12 protein-coding genes are annotated in these 16633 nt (G+C 56.0%); 2 read left to right on the forward strand and 10 right to left on the reverse strand.

From position 1 onward, the window contains the following. Positions 1-29 precede the first annotated feature (29 nt). Positions 30-3509, forward strand: a complete 3480-nt coding sequence (mfd, locus tag ACDI13_RS03090; RefSeq protein ID WP_372372684.1) for a transcription-repair coupling factor — start codon at positions 30-32, stop codon at positions 3507-3509. 314 nt (positions 3510-3823) lie between these two features. Here the strand turns inward: mfd and serB are convergent, their stop codons facing one another. Further along, entirely contained in the window at positions 3824-4675 is an 852-nt protein-coding gene (gene serB / locus ACDI13_RS03095) for a phosphoserine phosphatase SerB (RefSeq protein ID WP_316988819.1), read from the reverse strand. A 170-nt stretch (positions 4676-4845) separates the two neighbouring features. On the opposite strand from serB, the gene ACDI13_RS03100 reads away from it, so the two are divergent. Continuing rightward, entirely contained in the window at positions 4846-5961 is a 1116-nt protein-coding gene (locus tag ACDI13_RS03100; protein WP_316988818.1) for a nitronate monooxygenase, read from the forward strand. Between the two features lie 229 nt (positions 5962-6190). Here ACDI13_RS03100 and ACDI13_RS03105 read toward each other — a convergent pair whose 3' ends face one another. The 9 genes from ACDI13_RS03105 to nuoG are packed head-to-tail and all read right to left on the reverse strand — an operon-like array spanning position 6191 to position 16627. Beyond that, positions 6191-6724 carry a DUF2818 family protein gene (locus ACDI13_RS03105; RefSeq protein ID WP_316988817.1) on the reverse strand — a complete coding sequence of 178 codons (534 nt, stop codon included), beginning with the start codon at positions 6722-6724 and terminating at the stop codon, positions 6191-6193. Between the two features lie 12 nt (positions 6725-6736). Then, positions 6737-8215: an NADH-quinone oxidoreductase subunit NuoN gene (gene nuoN, locus ACDI13_RS03110; RefSeq protein ID WP_316988816.1), complete on the reverse strand. Its 1479-nt coding sequence runs from the start codon at positions 8213-8215 to the stop codon at positions 6737-6739. A gap of 11 nt (positions 8216-8226) precedes the next feature. Further along, the gene (locus ACDI13_RS03115) at positions 8227-9714 is read right to left on the reverse strand and encodes an NADH-quinone oxidoreductase subunit M (protein WP_162496904.1); all 1488 of its coding nucleotides are present in this window, start codon (positions 9712-9714) and stop codon (positions 8227-8229) included. A gap of 11 nt (positions 9715-9725) precedes the next feature. Next, on the reverse strand, positions 9726-11729 hold the full coding sequence (nuoL, locus tag ACDI13_RS03120; RefSeq protein ID WP_316988815.1) for an NADH-quinone oxidoreductase subunit L: 2004 nt from the start codon (positions 11727-11729) through the stop codon (positions 9726-9728). 15 nt (positions 11730-11744) lie between these two features. Then, positions 11745-12053 carry an NADH-quinone oxidoreductase subunit NuoK gene (nuoK, locus tag ACDI13_RS03125; RefSeq protein ID WP_026483136.1) on the reverse strand — a complete coding sequence of 103 codons (309 nt, stop codon included), beginning with the start codon at positions 12051-12053 and terminating at the stop codon, positions 11745-11747. A 2-nt stretch (positions 12054-12055) separates the two neighbouring features. Beyond that, positions 12056-12697 carry an NADH-quinone oxidoreductase subunit J gene (locus tag ACDI13_RS03130; protein ID WP_316988814.1) on the reverse strand — a complete coding sequence of 214 codons (642 nt, stop codon included), beginning with the start codon at positions 12695-12697 and terminating at the stop codon, positions 12056-12058. An 18-nt stretch (positions 12698-12715) separates the two neighbouring features. After that, positions 12716-13204: an NADH-quinone oxidoreductase subunit NuoI gene (nuoI, locus tag ACDI13_RS03135; protein WP_003801051.1), complete on the reverse strand. Its 489-nt coding sequence runs from the start codon at positions 13202-13204 to the stop codon at positions 12716-12718. Positions 13205-13221: 17 nt separating this feature from the next. Further along, positions 13222-14295, reverse strand: a complete 1074-nt coding sequence (nuoH, locus tag ACDI13_RS03140; protein WP_222653510.1) for an NADH-quinone oxidoreductase subunit NuoH — start codon at positions 14293-14295, stop codon at positions 13222-13224. 1 nt (position 14296) lies between these two features. Further along, on the reverse strand, positions 14297-16627 hold the full coding sequence (gene nuoG / locus ACDI13_RS03145) for an NADH-quinone oxidoreductase subunit NuoG (RefSeq protein WP_316988813.1): 2331 nt from the start codon (positions 16625-16627) through the stop codon (positions 14297-14299). Between the last annotated feature and the right edge of the window lie 6 nt (positions 16628-16633).

A 16633-nucleotide genomic window follows, 5' to 3' on the forward strand; every position in this document is an offset into this window, starting at 1 on the left:
AGGTGGGTGATTTTATAATGACAATCCTGATGGAAACCGAAAAACAGCACTCCCTATCCTTGCCCAGCACCCAAGATGTGCTGGCTGCCTTACGCCCCGGTCAACGCTACTCGCAGCCCATGCCTCCTGGCTCGGGCGATGCCTGCTTGATTGCCGACCTGGCCCGCCAGCATACAGCGCCTATTCTGGTGCTCTGCGCCGATCCCTTGACCGCTCAAAGGCTGGCCGAGGAAATCCTGCTGTTTGGCCCCACCCTGCGCGTACGCCAGTTGCCGGACTGGGAAACGCTACCCTATGACAGCTTCTCTCCTCACCAGGATCTGATCTCCGAGCGCCTGCGCACCTTGCATGCCCTGACCATGCACGAGGTCGATGTGCTGACGGTCCCCGTCACCACGGCCCTGTATCGTCTGGCCCCGCCTTCTTTTCTGGCTGCCTACACCTTCTCCTTCCGCCAGGGCGATGAACTGGACGAAACGCAACTGCGCGCACAGCTAATGCTGGCGAACTACACCCACATGGCTCAGGTCAGTGCTCCGGGCGAGTTCAGCATTCGCGGTGGCCTGATTGACCTGTTCCCTATGGGTTCCGTGCTGCCCTACCGTCTGGACCTGTTCGACAACGAGATCGAAAGCATACGCAGCTTTGATATCGATACCCAGCGCAGCCTGTATCCGGTCAAGGAAATCCAGCTCTTGCCCGGCCGTGAATTCCCCATGGACGAAGAGGCGCGCACGCAATTCCGGGCGCGTTTCCGCGAGTTCTTTGAGGGCGATCCGTCACGCGCCCTGCCCTATAAAGATGTAGGCAACGGCATTGCCTTTGCCGGTATTGAATACTATCTGCCGCTGTTCTTTGAAAAAACAGCAACCTTAATGGACTACGTGCCCCAAGGCAGCCTGGTCATTACTCACGGGGACGCCCAAACCGCGATTGGCCGCTTTCAGGGCGATACCCACAGCCGTTTTTCCTTCCTGAAGAACGATCGTGAGCGTCCAATTCTGCCACCAGAAAAGCTGTTTCTGTCAGACGAGCAGTTCTTCAATGGCATCAAACCCTTTAGCCGCCTCAGCCTGAACACGCAGGCTGACGATCAGCCCATTGCCCACCCGGACTTTGAAGCTTTACCTGTGGTGGCGGTTAACCGACGTGACAAGGATCCTTTAGCTCAATTACGGCAAGAAGTACTGGACCCAAAAAACCGGACCGTACTGTGTGCCGATTCGGCAGGCCGTCGGGAAACGCTACTGCAAATGCTGCGTGAGCACGATTTGTCGCCCGCGGCAGATTGCCAGAATCTGACCGATTTTCTGGAATCAGACGCCGCGTTTGCCCTGATTGTCGCCCCCCTGTCACGTGGCTTTGCACTGGTGCACGACAGTCTGAGCCTGCTGACTGAGAATGACCTTTACCCCACCCAGACACGCACCCAAAGCAGCCGTCGCCGCAACGAGCGCAGCAGCGATGTGGAAGCCATGGTGCGGGATCTGTCCGAACTGCGCGAAGGCGACCCTGTCGTTCACGCCGAACATGGAATTGGTCGCTATTGCGGTCTGAAAGAAATGGACCTGGGCGAAGGCCCGGTCGAGTTCCTGCACCTGGAGTACGCCAAGGGCAGCACCTTGTATGTGCCTGTGGCCCAACTGCACGTGATTGCCCGCTACAGCGGAGCCGACCCCGAGCATGCACCTCTACACCAACTAGGCTCCGGCCAATGGGATAAAGCCCGCCGCCGTGCCGCCAAGCAAGCGCGCGACAGTGCCGCTGAATTGTTAGCCCTGTACGCTCAGCGCGCTGCCCGTGCAGGCTTCAAATTCAAGCTGCCACTGAACGACTATCAGGCCTTTTCCGAGGGTTTCGGCTTTGAAGAGACTCCGGATCAGGCCGCTGCCATTGAAGCCGTCGTGAACGACATGACTTCCGGCCAGCCTATGGACCGTCTGGTCTGCGGGGATGTCGGTTTTGGGAAAACCGAAGTCGCCCTGCGTGCCGCCTTCCTGGCGGTTGCCAACGGCAAACAAGTGGCCTTGCTGTGCCCGACCACCCTGCTGGCCGAGCAACACGCGCAGACCTTCTCGGACCGTTTCGCCGACTGGCCCATCCGTGTTGCCGAACTGTCCCGTTTCCGCTCCACCAAAGAAACCCAGGCTGCCATTGCGGGCCTGCACGACGGCAGCGTCGATATTGTGATTGGCACACACAAAATCCTGTCCTCGGATGTGCGTTTCAAGCAATTGGGTCTGGTCATCATCGACGAGGAACACCGCTTTGGCGTGCGTCAGAAAGAAGCCTTAAAACAGCTACGTGCCGAAGTCGATATCCTGACCCTGACTGCCACACCGATCCCCCGTACCTTGGGCATGTCCCTGGAAGGGATACGGGATTTCTCCGTGATTGCCACGGCACCACAAAAACGTCTGGCAATCAAAACCTTTGTACGTCGTGAAGATGGCAGCACCATACGTGAGGCCCTGCTGCGCGAATTGAAACGCGGTGGCCAGGTCTACTTCCTGCACAACGAAGTCGAGACCATTCACAACCGCCGTGCCCGTCTGGAAGAGCTGGTGCCGGAAGCCAGTATTGCCGTAGCACATGGCCAAATGCCGGAGCGCGAACTGGAAGCCGTCATGAAGGGCTTCTATCAGAAACGCTACAACGTGCTGCTGTGCACCACGATTATTGAAACCGGCATTGACGTGCCCACGGCCAATACCATCGTCATCCACCGTGCAGACCGCCTGGGTCTGGCTCAGCTCCACCAGTTGCGCGGACGCGTGGGCCGCTCTCACCACCAGGCCTATGCCTATCTGCTGACCCCTGGCGAAGACGCCATCACCAGCAATGCGAAAAAACGCCTGGAAGCTATTCAAGCCATGGAAGAGCTGGGTGCAGGCTTTTTTCTGGCCATGCACGATCTGGAAATTCGGGGTGCCGGTGAAGTGCTAGGAGAATCCCAATCCGGTGACATTCAGGAGGTGGGCTATTCCATGTATGCGGATATGCTCAACACCGCCGTCAAAGCCCTGAAAGCGGGTGAAGAGCCTGACCTGGATTCGCCCTTTGCCTTGCAGTGTGAAGTGAACTTGCATACCTCTGCCCTGCTACCAGCCGATTACTGCCCGGACGTGAACGCCCGTCTGGGTCACTACAAGGCCCTGTCACACGCCCGTACCGAAGACGACCTGATCCATATCCATGAGGAACTGATCGACCGCTACGGCCTGCTGCCAGAGGCCGGTGAAAACCTGCTGGCCGTGCATCGTTTGCGCATCAAGGCCGAGCCACTGGGGATTGTGAAAATCGATGCCAGCGAAACTCAGGCAACGATTCAGTTTTCTGCCAAACCGAATGTAGACGCCGTCAGCATTATTGAACTGGTGCAGAAAAACAAACAGGTACGCCTGGCTGGCCCGGACAAGCTGAGGCTTGAAATTAGCAAAGGCGAGGAAATCAAGAACCGCATTCAAGCCGTGCGTAATGTGTTGAACAGCTTGCGCAAAGAGAAGTAAGCCTTAACAACAAGGCTGGACATAAAAAGATCGCTGCCACTGACAGCGATCTTTTCTTTTGGACAATAAGGCTTATTACTTATGCGTTTATTCTGGAAAACCGGATGTTCTACATACAGACCGAACCATCGCATTGTTTGGCTGAAAACAAAACCAATCCCAGACTCAAGCAGAGTATCCTGATTGCGACAAGACGACAGACAGGTCACTCCGTTCCCCTTGCTGCCTTAGCTTATCGCCCTTGCGTTTGCGACGCCTGGCTTCCTGCTTGGCTTCATTATGTACTGCCAAACTACGCAGAAGATCCCCCAACATCAAACGTCCAGGCGGAACCAGTTCAATACAGCATCCAGCGGTGAGTGATTCAAGGCAAAGCGGGCCTGTTCCTGCACCACCGGCTTGGCTCGGTAAGCCACCGAATATTTGGCCTTGGACATCATGGGCAAGTCATTGGCACCGTCGCCAATCGCAATACATTGCTCTGGGCCAACCCCCAATTCAGCCGCCAGCTCCTGCAGGAAACGGGCTTTGGCCTGACCATCCACAATGGCACCCAACACCTTGCCAGTCAGCTTGCCGTCCACCACCTCCAAGGTATTGGAGTAGGCATAGCTCAAGCTGAAGCGGTCTTTCATGCGTTCGGTAAAGAAGGTGAAGCCTCCGGACACCAGCAAGGTTTTCACGCCATGGGCATGAGCCGTCGCAATCAGGCGGTCCGCACCCAGATTAGGCTGCAGGCGCTCTTCATAGACGCGAGTCAAATCACTAACGGGAACACCTTCCAGGAACGCGACACGGCGATTCAGGCTTTCGGTGAAATCCTTGATCTCCCCGCGCATGGCCGCTTCGGTAATCGTGGCAACCTGTTCCTTGCGACCGGCCATATCGGCAATCTCGTCAATACACTCGATATTGATCAGCGTGGAATCCATGTCCATGGCCAACACGCGCATTTCTTTCAGGCGATCAATCTGCTCCAAAAAGGCAAAGTCCATCGCACCGGTCTTGCACAGGGTCTGCACCTCAGCGCGCTGGCTGGCATCCGCGCCCAGCAGACGTACAGCGGTAGGACCTAGCTCCTGCACTCCATCGGCCTGCACCACTGCCGCAATTTTTTCGATGATGGCGCTATCCAGGCGCGGCCCTTGAAGAATGAGATGAGACATCAGATCGTCCACAAAGCAAGAAAATACGACACAGCCACTGTGCCAAAAGACAATTATTGTAGCCTGCCACGGGCCCAGCGCACCCCAAGCTGTACACGACGATGTCAGTTTCCAGCCTGAACTCATCCTGCTACGATAAACGCTATCGCGAAATGACGAGGACGCCTTTCATGTACATCTGGCCCAACAATACGTTGCTGGATCTGCTTCACATCGAGCAACCCATCATTCAAGCCCCTATGGCCGGAGCCCAAGACAGCGAACTGGCTATTGCCGTAGCACGTGCGGGCGGTTTGGGATCTCTGGCCTGCGCCATGCTCAGCCCAGAACAGATTCGGGAACAAGTAGGCTTGTTCCGGCAAGCTGTGTCGGCTCCTATTAATCTGAACTTCTTTTGTCACGAAGATTTGCGCCTGGAGCCGGAGGCCCTGCAAGAGTGGCGGTTGCGATTAATACCCTATTACCAGGAATACGGCCTGGATCCGAACCAGGAACTACCCAAAGCAGCACGCGCACCGTTCTCCAACCCACATGCTGAATTGGTCGAGGAACTGAAACCTGAAGTCGTCAGCTTCCACTTTGGCCTGCCCTCCCCCGAGCTGCTTGAACGCGTGAAAAAGGCCGGCACTCTGGTCATGTCCAGTGCCACCACCACAGCCGAAGCAGTCTGGCTGCAGGAGCACGGCGCCGACATCATCATCGCCCAGGGGCTGGAAGCCGGCGGCCACCGTGGCATGTTCCTGGACGATAAAGTACATACACAAGTCAGCACCCTGTCCTTGGTTCCCCAAATTGCTGATGCCGTCAGCATTCCTGTCATTGCTGCCGGTGGTATTGCCGATGGGCGCGGTATTGCCGCTGCCCTGGCTTTGGGTGCCAGCGCGGCTCAAATTGGCACCGCGTACTTGTTCTGCCCTGAGTCCAAGATCACCCCGCTGCATCGAGAAGCCCTGGCCAATAGTTGTTCGGACGGCACAGCGCTGACCAATCTGTTTTCCGGCCGCCCCGCACGCAGTATTCGCACCCGCCTGATGGATGAAATCGGCCCTTTAAGCAGCAGTGCCCCGGTATTCCCCCATGCAGGTTCTGCACTCAGCCCGCTGCGTATCGAAGCCGAAAAACAAGGCCGTACCGAATTCAGTTCCCTTTGGAGCGGACAAAGTGCTGCCTTGGGCCGTGCCCTGCCGGCCGAGCAACTGACACTGGTACTGGCTCAAGAGGCTCAGGGCGTATGCAAACGCCTAGGAGTGGCTGGTGCTACCCATGCCCCCTTGGACAAACCTTGATCGACTCTGCGGGCTGCTTGTGGCTAGACTGGCGAAAGTAGTGAGTCTAGCTCAACGACCTTCAACAGACCGCGATCGAACCCATCCAGGAGCGATAATAATCAGGACAGCAATGCTTTAAGACTGGCGCACCGAGAAAGGTACAAAACAGTTTTTTTGACCTTGGAACAGCCAGCCATAAAAAAACCTCGCAAATTGATTTGCGAGGTTTTTTTATTCAATAGCACGACTACTCAAACTTGCCCTTGGGGTGGCGCATCAAATAGCGATACACAAAGCCGGGATAGGCCATCACCAGAAACAAGGCAAAGGTAATGGTATAGAACACCCAGGTCTGCTTAAACGGGTTACCGATGCTGGCTTCAAACGCAAAGCCGAACGCCCCCACAATTCCGTAAAACGCACAGACTTCCAAAAGGCGAGGAAAAAAGCCTTTGGAGATTTTCTGGTGGCGCGAACGCCAAGCCGGAAAGTAAAACATGGCCCCCACCAACACCAGACCCAAAAGCAGCTTGCCCAACATGACGGGCAAGGAGTTCAGGCCGGAACTGGAGGCAATCATCGTGTAGATTCCCAGACCCAGTGCAGCCAGCACGGCCAGGTACACAAGGCCGACAAGCAACTGCAACCAAGGCGAGAGCCCTGAACGTTCGCCCGGCAAGGACCAAGGCAAAACCAGCAAGGGCTTTTCCACCAGAAACGGCAGGTTTGCCGTCATCACGGAAAGAACAATCAAGACCCAGATGGAAAGGCTTTGGTCCATAGTGCTACCTACTTAAAACTGCAAGGACGACTGAATCACGCGGATGCAGGTATCCATCAAACCACCCGGCAACAAGCCCAGGCCGATAATCAGAACACCGTTCACCAGCATGACCAACTTGGTCAGCAAGCCCGTTGCCACAGGATGCTCTTCACCTTCGGGTTCGTCGAAGTAAACAACCTTCACGACACGCAGATAGTAGAAAGCACCGATCAAGGACATGATCACGGCAAACACGGCCAGCCAGACATAGCCCGCGCCCACCACGGCTTGCAGAACACTCAGCTTGGCGGCAAAGCCGGACAGCGGAGGAATACCAGCCAGGGAGAACATGGACAGCAGCCAGACCAAAGCCAAGCCAGGGTTGCGACGGTTCAAACCCTTCAGGTCGCTGATGTTTTCACATTCAAAACCACGACGGCTCAAAACCAGGATCAGACCGAAGGTACTCAGTGTGGTCAGAACATAGATCACCACGTAGAACAGCGAAGCACCGTAGGCTTGAGAGTGAGTCTCGCCATTGAACACGCCAGCCAGCAAGCCCAGGAAAATAAAACCCATGTGCGAGATGGTCGAATACGCAAGCATACGCTTGAGATTCTTTTGCATGATCGCCGTCAGGTTACCCAGAGCCAGCGACAGCACGGCCATGATCAGCAGCATGGGCTGCCAGTCCACGGCAATACCGTGCAGGGCTTCAATCAGGAAGCGCATGGTCACGGCAAAAGCAGCCAGTTTGGGAGCCGCACCGATGATCAGGGTGACGGTAGTTGGGGCGCCTTGGTAGACGTCCGGTGTCCACATGTGGAAAGGAGCCGCCGTCAACTTGAAGGCCAGACCAGCCACCACAAACACCACACCGAAGACCAGCGCCAGACGCTCGGCTTGACCGTTGGAGATGACTTCAGCGATGAGCGGGAATTCCAGATGGCCGGTAGCGCCAAAGATCATGGACATACCGTACAGCAAGATACCCGATGCCAAGGCACCCAGTACGAAGTACTTCAGAGCCGCTTCGATGGACTGGCGATGTTCACGACGCAGCGCAACCAGTGCGTACAGCGCAAAGGACATCAGCTCCACACCCAGATAAGCGGTCAACATGCTGTTGGCCGAAATCATGATCATCTGGCCCAGCAGAGCCATCAAAGTCAGGGTGTACAGTTCGCCACCACGCTCCATCATGTCACGCTGCTCAGCGTATTCACGACCGTAGATCAGGGTGGCGGCCACGGCTGCACACGAGAGCAGCTTCAGGAAGTGAGCCATTTCGTCCACGACGAACAGGCCACCAAAGGAGACACCGCTCACGCCCTTGGACCACTGCCAGGCTACGCTGGCCGCAACCACGGCAAGCGTCAGCAGGCTGAAAACAAACGTCGAATGGCGCTGTTTGTGTGTACTGAATGCATCAAAAATCAGCACACACGAAGCCAGAACCAGGAGCAGGATCTCGGGCAAAGCCAGAGAAAAGTTAAAGGTAGTATCCATAGTGATTCGGCCTACAGTTTCGAGATGGAGACGTGTTGCAGCAACGCTTCAACCGAAACGTGCATGACCTCGGTGAATGGCTTGGGATAGACCCCCATGCCCAGCACCGCAATCGCCATTACGCCAAGAACGAAGAACTCACGGCCACTCAGATCGCTCATGCCAGCAACCTTGTCATTGCCGACAGGGCCAAAGGCCACGCGCTTGAGCATCCACAGCGAGTAAGACGCACCGGTAATCAGCGCCGTTGCTGTCAACAGACCAATCCAGAAGTTGTACTCAACCGCGCCCATGATGACGGTGAACTCACCGATAAAGCCGCTGGTACCTGGCAAACCGCTGTTGGCCATCGAGAACAGCACAAAGAAGGTGACGAAACGAGGCATAACCTTGACCACACCACCGTAATCGGCGATCTGGCGGCTGTGCAGACGGTCGTACAGAACACCGATACACAGGAACATGGCGCCGGACACAAAACCGTGCGAGATCATTTGCATGATCGCGCCTTCCATACCCGTCGTGTTGAACACGAAAAAGCCCAGGGTGACAAAACCCATATGAGCCACAGAGGAGTACGCCACCAGCTTTTTCATGTCGTCCTGAACAATGGCGACCAGACCAATGTAGATCACCGCGACCAGGGACAAGGCAATGATGATTCCGGCCAGTCCTTGCGAGGCATCAGGAGCGATGGGCAGGGAAAAGCGCAGGAAACCGTAAGCACCCAGCTTCAACATGATGGCAGCCAGCACCACGGAACCACCCGTAGGTGCTTCCACGTGGGCATCTGGCAACCAGGTGTGGACAGGCCACATAGGCACTTTCACTGCAAACGCCATGAACAGCGCCACAAAGATCAGCACCTGCGTGGTGTAGTCCAAGGGGACTTTGTGCCAGGTCAGAATATCGAAGGTGCCGCCGGACACGTTCCACAGGTAGATGAAAGCAACCAGCGTCAGCAGGGAGCCCATCAGGGTGTAGAGGAAGAACTTGACCGATGCATACACGCGATTTGGACCACCCCAGATACCGATGATCAGATACATCGGGATCAGCGTGGCTTCAAAGAACACGTAGAACAGCAAGCCATCCAAAGCGGCAAACACGCCAACCATCAGACCCGACAGGATCAGGAAGGCACCCATATATTGCGCCACGCGGCTGGTAATCACCTGCCAGCCCGCCAGCACCACGATCACCGTGATGAAAGCGGTCAGCAGAACAAACCACATGGAAATACCGTCCACGCCAAGGTGGTAATTCACCTTGAAGGCATCAATCCAGGGGGCCAGCTCGACAAACTGCATGTCGGCTGTACCGGGATTGAAGCCGGTATACAGAGGAATAGTGACAACAAGACCGGCAATCGAACCCAGCAGAGCCAGCCAGCGGGTGAAGGTGGGACGATCATCACGTCCCAGAGCCAGCACCAACAGGCCAGCGACGATGGGTACGAAAATCGCCAGCGTTAACCAAGGAAGAGTAGAAGACGCCATATCGCTAGCCATTACCGAACCGTCAGTACAAAAAAGGATAAGAGCGCCAGGATCCCGAGGATCATGGCAAAGGCGTAGTGATAGACGTAGCCGGACTGGATATGACGGCTGATTGCAGCCACCCAGCCCACTACGCGCGCACTACCGTTGACCACCAGGCCGTCAATCAGACCGCGGTCAGCACCTTTCCAGAGGCCCGTACCCAGGCAGCGAACGCCACGAGACAGCACTTGCTCGTTGAACCAGTCAACGTAGTACTTGTTCTCCAGGATACGGTAGATAAAAGAGCAGTTCTTCTTGATAGCGGCAGGCAAGGCCGGATTAACCAGATACATGTACCAGGCCACCACAGCACCGGCTACAACCAGCCAGAATGGCACCGTCACAAAACCGTGCAAGGCATATGCCATCCAATCAGTCCAATGGGCAGCCAGATTTGCCATGGCAGGATGGTCGGGCAGAACCGTCACAATGCCGTCAAAGTAGCCACCGAACAGCAACGGATCCACAAACCAGATACCAGCGAAGATCGATGGAATAGCCAGCAGCACCAGAGGCAGCGTCACTACCCAGGGCGACTCGTGAGGATCGCCACCGTGAGCGTGATGGTCGTCGTGACCATGCAATTCGTCGTGCTTGACATCACGGAAACGTTCTTTACCGTGGAACACCAGGAAGTACAGACGGAAGGAGTACAGCGAGGTGACGAACACACCGATCAGTGTGGCGTAGTAAGCGTAGGTCGAACCCCAAATACCAGCTTCGCCTGCGGCCTCGATGATGTGTTCCTTCGAGTAGAAACCCGAGAAGAACGGCGTACCCACCAGAGCCAGCGTACCGATCAGGAAGGTCAGCCAGGTAATAGGCATGTACTTGCGCAGACCACCCATATTGCGGATGTCCTGATCGTGGTGCATACCGATAATCACCGAACCGGCGCCCAGGAACAGCAAGGCTTTGAAGAAAGCGTGCGTCATCAGGTGGAACACCGCAGCCGAATAAGCCGAAGCCCCTAAAGCCACCGTCATATAACCCAACTGCGACAAAGTGGAGTAAGCCACCACACGCTTGACGTCGTTCTGGATAATACCCAACAAGCCCAGGAACAAGGCACCGGTAGCACCGATCACGATGATGAAGGACAAGGCCGTTGTCGACTGCTCAAACACAGGCGAGAAACGAGCCACCATGAAGATACCGGCCGTCACCATGGTCGCGGCGTGAATCAGCGCCGAGATAGGAGTAGGACCTTCCATGGAGTCAGGCAGCCAACTGTGCAAAGGAACCTGAGCCGATTTACCCATGGCACCCACAAACAGGGCCAGAGCAGCAACGGTCAGCAATTGCCAGTCGGTACCGGGGAATGTCAGGGTGCTCAGTTCCTGAACCTTGGCGAACACGTCACTGTAGTTCATGGAGCCGGTGTAGGCGTAGAGCAAGCCAATACCCAAAGCAAAACCGAAGTCACCCACACGGTTGACCAGGAAGGCCTTCATGTTGGCAAAAATTGCAGTCTTGCGTTCGTACCAAAAACCGATCAGCAGGTAAGACACCAGACCCACTGCTTCCCAACCGAAGAACAGTTGCAGCATGTTGTTGGACATGACCAGCATCAGCATCGAGAAGGTAAACAGCGAGATGTAGGAGAAAAAGCGCTGGTAGCCCGGATCGTCTTTCATGTAGCCAATGGTGTAGATATGCACCATCAGCGACACGGACGTCACCACCACCATCATCAGGGCCGTCAGCTTGTCGATCAGGAAACCGATATCCCACTGAATACTGCCGATGGTGATCCAAGTGTAGACCGGACCGTTAAAGGTCTGACCATCCAGAACCTGAAACATGACCATGACCGAGCCGACGAAAGACAGCAACACGCCCGCGATCGTGATCAGGTGAGCGCCTGTCTTGCCGATAAATCGACCCAGGAAGCCGGTACCAAACAAACCGGCTAGCGCCGAGCCCACCAAGGGGGCAAGCGCAATCGTTAAGTAAAGATTTATGGAGTTCATTAGTGTGCTATCCCATCAACCCTTGAGCTGGTCGAGATCCTGGACATTGATCGAATTAAGGTTACGGAACAACAGAACCAAAATTGCAAGACCAATGGCCGCCTCGGCCGCCGCGACCGTCAGGACGAAAAAGACAAACACCTGACCTGCCTCGTTGCCCATCCACGTTGAGAAGGCCACAAAGTTCATATTGGCCGACAAAAGAATCAGCTCAACAGACATGAGCAGGATAATCAGGTTGCGACGGTTCAGGAAAAAGCCAAACAGGCCGATCGTGAACAGCACAGCGCCCAGGACCAAATAGTGCGCAAGCGTCAGCGTCATCATCATTTGTCTCCTGGCACGACAGCGTCAGCCGAACTGGACGCCGACGGCTTTTCGGTTTGAGAAGGAATGGAAACCATGCGCAGACGGTCTTTAGCGCGAACCTTGACCTGTTCGCCGGAGACGGTGCGTTTGACACCTTCACGTTTACGCAGAGTCAGTGCAATGGCCGCGATCATGCCAACCAGCAACACAATGCCACCCAGCAACACCGCCAGTACGTACTGGGAGTACATCAACTCGCCAATGACGCGGGTATTGTTGTAGTCCGCAGCCACCGCGGCAGCAGGTGCCGTAGTAAACCACAGCTTGGTCAACACAAAGCCCATTTCCAGAACCATGATGGCACCGATCAACAGCCCCATCGGCACATGAGCCTTGAATTTCTTGGCCGCAGATTCCTGACGAACGTCCAGCATCATGATGACGAACAGGAACATCACCATCACCGCGCCCACATAGACCACCACCAGCAAGAGGCCCAGGAACTCGGCGCCCATTGTGATCCACATCATGGCGGCCGTGAAGAACACCAGAATCAAGTGCAATACGGCCGTAACCGGGTTTTTGGCAGCGATCACGCGATACGCGGCCACCACCATCACCAGCGCCAGCACATAAAACAGAACAGTAGTAAATAACATGAGTGTAGAGCTCCGGCCTTAGCGATAAGGTGCATCTGCGGCACGACGACGAGCAATCTCGTCTTCGTAGCGGTCACCAATAGCCAGCAGCATGTCCTTGGTGTAGTACAAATCGCCGCGTTTTTCACCGTGGTACTCGTGAATGTGCGTTTCCACGATCGAATCGACCGGGCAGCTTTCTTCACAGAAACCACAGAAAATACACTTGGCCAGATCGATGTCGTAACGCGTGGTGCGGCGGGTGCCGTCCTCACGTTCAGCCGATTCGATCGAGATGGCCATGGCGGGACATACGGCCTCGCACAGTTTGCACGCGATGCAACGCTCTTCGCCGTTTTCGTAGCGACGCAAGGCGTGCAGACCGCGAAAACGTGGCGAAGCGGGCGTGGTTTCAACGGGATAACGCAGCGTTACCTTGCGCTTGAAGAAATACTTCCCCGTCAGGCGCATGCCTTTGAGCATCTCGGACAGCATCAGGCTGCCAAAGAAATCTTTGATTGCTTCCATAATCTTGCCCCTTAGCCTTAATGCCAGATGTTCCAGGGCGTCTGCATCCAGATCGCCACAATAACCAGCCAAACACCGGTCAGCGGGATAAATACTTTCCAGCCCAAACGCATGATCTGGTCATAGCGGTAACGTGGGAACGTTGCACGGAACCAGATGAACATGGAGACCACGACAAAGGTCTTCAGACCCAGCCACAGCCACCCCGGAATCCAGGTAAAGGGAGCGAACTCGACAATGGGAGTCCAGCCACCCAAGAACATGATGGACGCCAGAGCCGACAGGAAAATCATGTTGGCGTATTCGCCCAGGAAGAACAGAGCGAAACCAGTACCGGAGTACTCCACCATGGGACCGGCCACAATTTCCGATTCGCCTTCCACCACGTCAAACGGGTGACGGTTGGTTTCAGCAACGGCGGAAATCACGTAGATCACAAACAGTGGCAGCAGTGGCAGCCAGTTCCAGGACAGGAAGTTCAAGCCCTTGTCCGCAAAGTAACCCTGAGTCTGACCAACCACGATGCCCGACAGATTCAGCGTACCGGAAACCAGCAGTACGGTAATCAGAACAAAGCCGATGGCCAGTTCGTAGGACAACACCTGAGCGGCTGCACGCAGACCACCCAGCAAGGCGTACTTGGAGTTGGAAGCCCAACCGGCCACGATCACACCGTACACACCCAGCGAAGTAATCGCCAGAATGTACAGCAGACCGGCGTTCACGTCAGACAGAACCACATCGGGGCTGAAAGGAATCACCGCCCAGGCGGCCAAAGCAGGCATCAGCGTCACAACCGGAGCCAACAGGTACAGAACCTTGTTGGACTTGGCTGGAACGATCAGCTCTTTGGTCAGCAGTTTGAAAACGTCAGCGAAAGGCTGCAGCAAGCCGCGGTAACCAACACGGGTTGGTCCCAGACGAACGTGCATGAAGCCGATCATCTTGCGTTCCCAGTAGGTCAGGTAAGCAACACACAGAATGACGGGCACCGCGATAGCGACAATCTTCAGCAGCGTCCACACCACATACCATGCACTCGGACCCAGCAGGTCCGAACCGTAGCTATTGATGGCAGAGAGAAATTCCATGTTATGCACGCTCCACTGTCAATTGACCGAATGCGCTACCCAAAGCGGCAGTTTCAGAAAAAGCGGTGGCAACACGCACCGAGTTCAATGCCACGGTGTCATCCAGCTGAGCTGGCAAGCTGACTTCGCCTTGCGAAGAACGAACCTTCACCAGATCGCCGTCGGCCAAGCCCAGTTGGGTCAGCGTGGCGGCGGCCATGCGAGCCGTAGGAGCGGCCGAAGCAGGTGTTTCCTGCAAAGGAGCCGAACGGCGCACCAGCGCATCGCTACGATAAATAGGTACATCAGCCACACGCTCCAGACCGCTAGCGGCAGGCAGAACGCTGGCAGCCAGATTGATCTGGTTGGACAGGCGTGATTCCACACCAGCAGCCATGACAGAGTCACGCACCGATTCAGAGGTTTCGTCGTCAAAACCATCCAGTTGGAACAAATTGCCCAGTACGCGCAGAACCTTCCAGGCCGGACGGGTATCGCCCACGGGAGCGGCAGCACCCTTGAAGCTTTGTACACGGCCTTCGGCGTTCACAAAGGTGCCGGAGGTTTCAGTGAACGGAGAGACGGGCAGCATCACATCGGCCCACTGCTCGGCAGCGGAACGATAGGAAGTCAGCGCGACCGAGAAGGTGGCGGACTGCAGTGTTTCCACAGCACGCTCGCCCAGATCGCTGTCCAGAGCAGGCTCGACGTTCAGAACCAGGTAGGCACGCAGGGTCTGAGCCAGCATTTGCTCGGCGGTCAGACCGCCCTTGCCCGGTACGGCGTTAGCCAAATAACCACCCACGGTGTTACCACCGGCAGTCAGGAAGCCCAGCTTGGCACCGCTAGCCTGTGCAATCGCATTGGCGTTGGCAGCAATTACGCTAGCCTGATCCGAGTTGACAGCCATATTGCCCAGCAAGATAGCCACGCGTTCGCCGGAAACCAGGCTGTCAGCAATCTGCTGAGCTTCAGCAGAAACTTGCACGCCTTCCAGACCCGCAGGAACTGCGCTGTCTTTGACTTTGGCAACGGCAACCAGCACTTGAGCCAGAGAGTTGGCCAACTGGCTGGGAGCAACCGTCATGCGGCCAGCAATCGCATTGAACAATGGATTATCGGCAGCCGAATCAATAAAGGAAACTTGAGCGCCACGTTTGACAGCCTGACGCAGACGCTGGGCCATCAAGGGGTGATCTTTACGCAGGAAGGAGCCCACGACCAGAACGCGATCGAGCTCGTTCAAGGCGGTCAGAGGCATACCCAACCAAGGTACACCGGCCAGGGCGCCATCCAGACGGGCATCGGTCTGACGCAAACGGAAGTCCACGTTTTCGGTACCCAGGGCACGACCTAGACGAGCCAGCAAAGCCAGTTCTTCGGTTGTGGAGGTAGCCGAACCAATACAGCCCAGTTGATCTGCACCAAACTTCTCGCGTACGGCATTCATGCCAGCAACGATGGTTTGCATGGCGTCGTTCCAGGAGGCTTCACGCCACTGGCCGTCATCACCACGCACCATGGGGCGAGTCAGACGGTCTTCGGTGTACAGACCTTCGTAGGAGAAACGGTCACGGTCGCTGATCCAGCACTCGTTGACTTCGTCGTTCTCGAAAGGAACAACACGCAGTACCTTGTCCATCTTGGCTTGCAGCACCAGGTTGGCACCCACGCTGTCGTGCGGGCTAACGCTGCGACGACGGGCCAGTTCCCAGGTACGGGCATTGAAGCGGAAAGGTTTGGAGAGCAAGGCACCGACGGGGCAAACGTCAATCATGTTGCCCGACAATTCGGACTCGACTGCGCGACCCACAAAGGTAGTGATTTCGGCGTGTTCGCCGCGGTTGAGCATACCAACCTCTTGCACACCGGCAATTTCTTCGCCAGTACGCACACAGCGGGTGCAGTGAATGCAACGCTGCATGGCTTCGGTGGAAATCAGCGGCCCCATGGACTTGGCAGCCACGACGCGCTTTTCTTCCTTGTAGCGCGACTCGGAGCCACCGTAACCCACGGCCAGATCCTGCAACTGACACTCACCGCCCTGGTCACACACGGGGCAATCCAGAGGGTGGTTGATCAGCAGAAATTCCATGACGCTCTTTTGAGCAGCCACAGCTTTTTCCGAACGAGTACGCACAACCATGCCGTTGGTGACGGGAGTGGCGCAAGCAGGCAAAGGCTTGGGCGCTTTTTCCACGTCCACCAAACACATGCGGCAGTTGGCGGCAATACTCAGTTTTTTGTGATAACAGAAGTGCGGCACGTAGACCCCGGCGTCATGGGCAGCCTGAATGACCATGCTGCCTTCCGGGGCGTCAACTTTAATGCCATCGATGGTGAGTTCTACCATTACGTT

This window comes from Alcaligenes faecalis (genome assembly GCF_041521385.1).
Taxonomy (GTDB): domain Bacteria; phylum Pseudomonadota; class Gammaproteobacteria; order Burkholderiales; family Burkholderiaceae_B; genus Alcaligenes; species Alcaligenes faecalis_E.

What these genes read in the sequence shown, in the direction of transcription:
- mfd (WP_372372684.1), top strand. Translation starts at nt 30, where the DNA reads ATGGAAACCGAAAAACAGCACTCCCTATCCTTGCCCAGCACCCAAGAT.
- serB (WP_316988819.1), bottom strand. Translation starts at nt 4,675, where the DNA reads ATGTCTCATCTCATTCTTCAAGGGCCGCGCCTGGATAGCGCCATCATC.
- ACDI13_RS03100 (WP_316988818.1), top strand. Translation starts at nt 4,846, where the DNA reads ATGTACATCTGGCCCAACAATACGTTGCTGGATCTGCTTCACATCGAG.
- ACDI13_RS03105 (WP_316988817.1), bottom strand. Translation starts at nt 6,724, where the DNA reads ATGGACCAAAGCCTTTCCATCTGGGTCTTGATTGTTCTTTCCGTGATG.
- nuoN (WP_316988816.1), bottom strand. Translation starts at nt 8,215, where the DNA reads ATGGATACTACCTTTAACTTTTCTCTGGCTTTGCCCGAGATCCTGCTC.
- ACDI13_RS03115 (WP_162496904.1), bottom strand. Translation starts at nt 9,714, where the DNA reads ATGGCGTCTTCTACTCTTCCTTGGTTAACGCTGGCGATTTTCGTACCC.
- nuoL (WP_316988815.1), bottom strand. Translation starts at nt 11,729, where the DNA reads ATGAACTCCATAAATCTTTACTTAACGATTGCGCTTGCCCCCTTGGTG.
- nuoK (WP_026483136.1), bottom strand. Translation starts at nt 12,053, where the DNA reads ATGACGCTGACGCTTGCGCACTATTTGGTCCTGGGCGCTGTGCTGTTC.
- ACDI13_RS03130 (WP_316988814.1), bottom strand. Translation starts at nt 12,697, where the DNA reads ATGTTATTTACTACTGTTCTGTTTTATGTGCTGGCGCTGGTGATGGTG.
- nuoI (WP_003801051.1), bottom strand. Translation starts at nt 13,204, where the DNA reads ATGGAAGCAATCAAAGATTTCTTTGGCAGCCTGATGCTGTCCGAGATG.
- nuoH (WP_222653510.1), bottom strand. Translation starts at nt 14,295, where the DNA reads ATGGAATTTCTCTCTGCCATCAATAGCTACGGTTCGGACCTGCTGGGT.
- nuoG (WP_316988813.1), bottom strand. Translation starts at nt 16,627, where the DNA reads ATGGTAGAACTCACCATCGATGGCATTAAAGTTGACGCCCCGGAAGGC.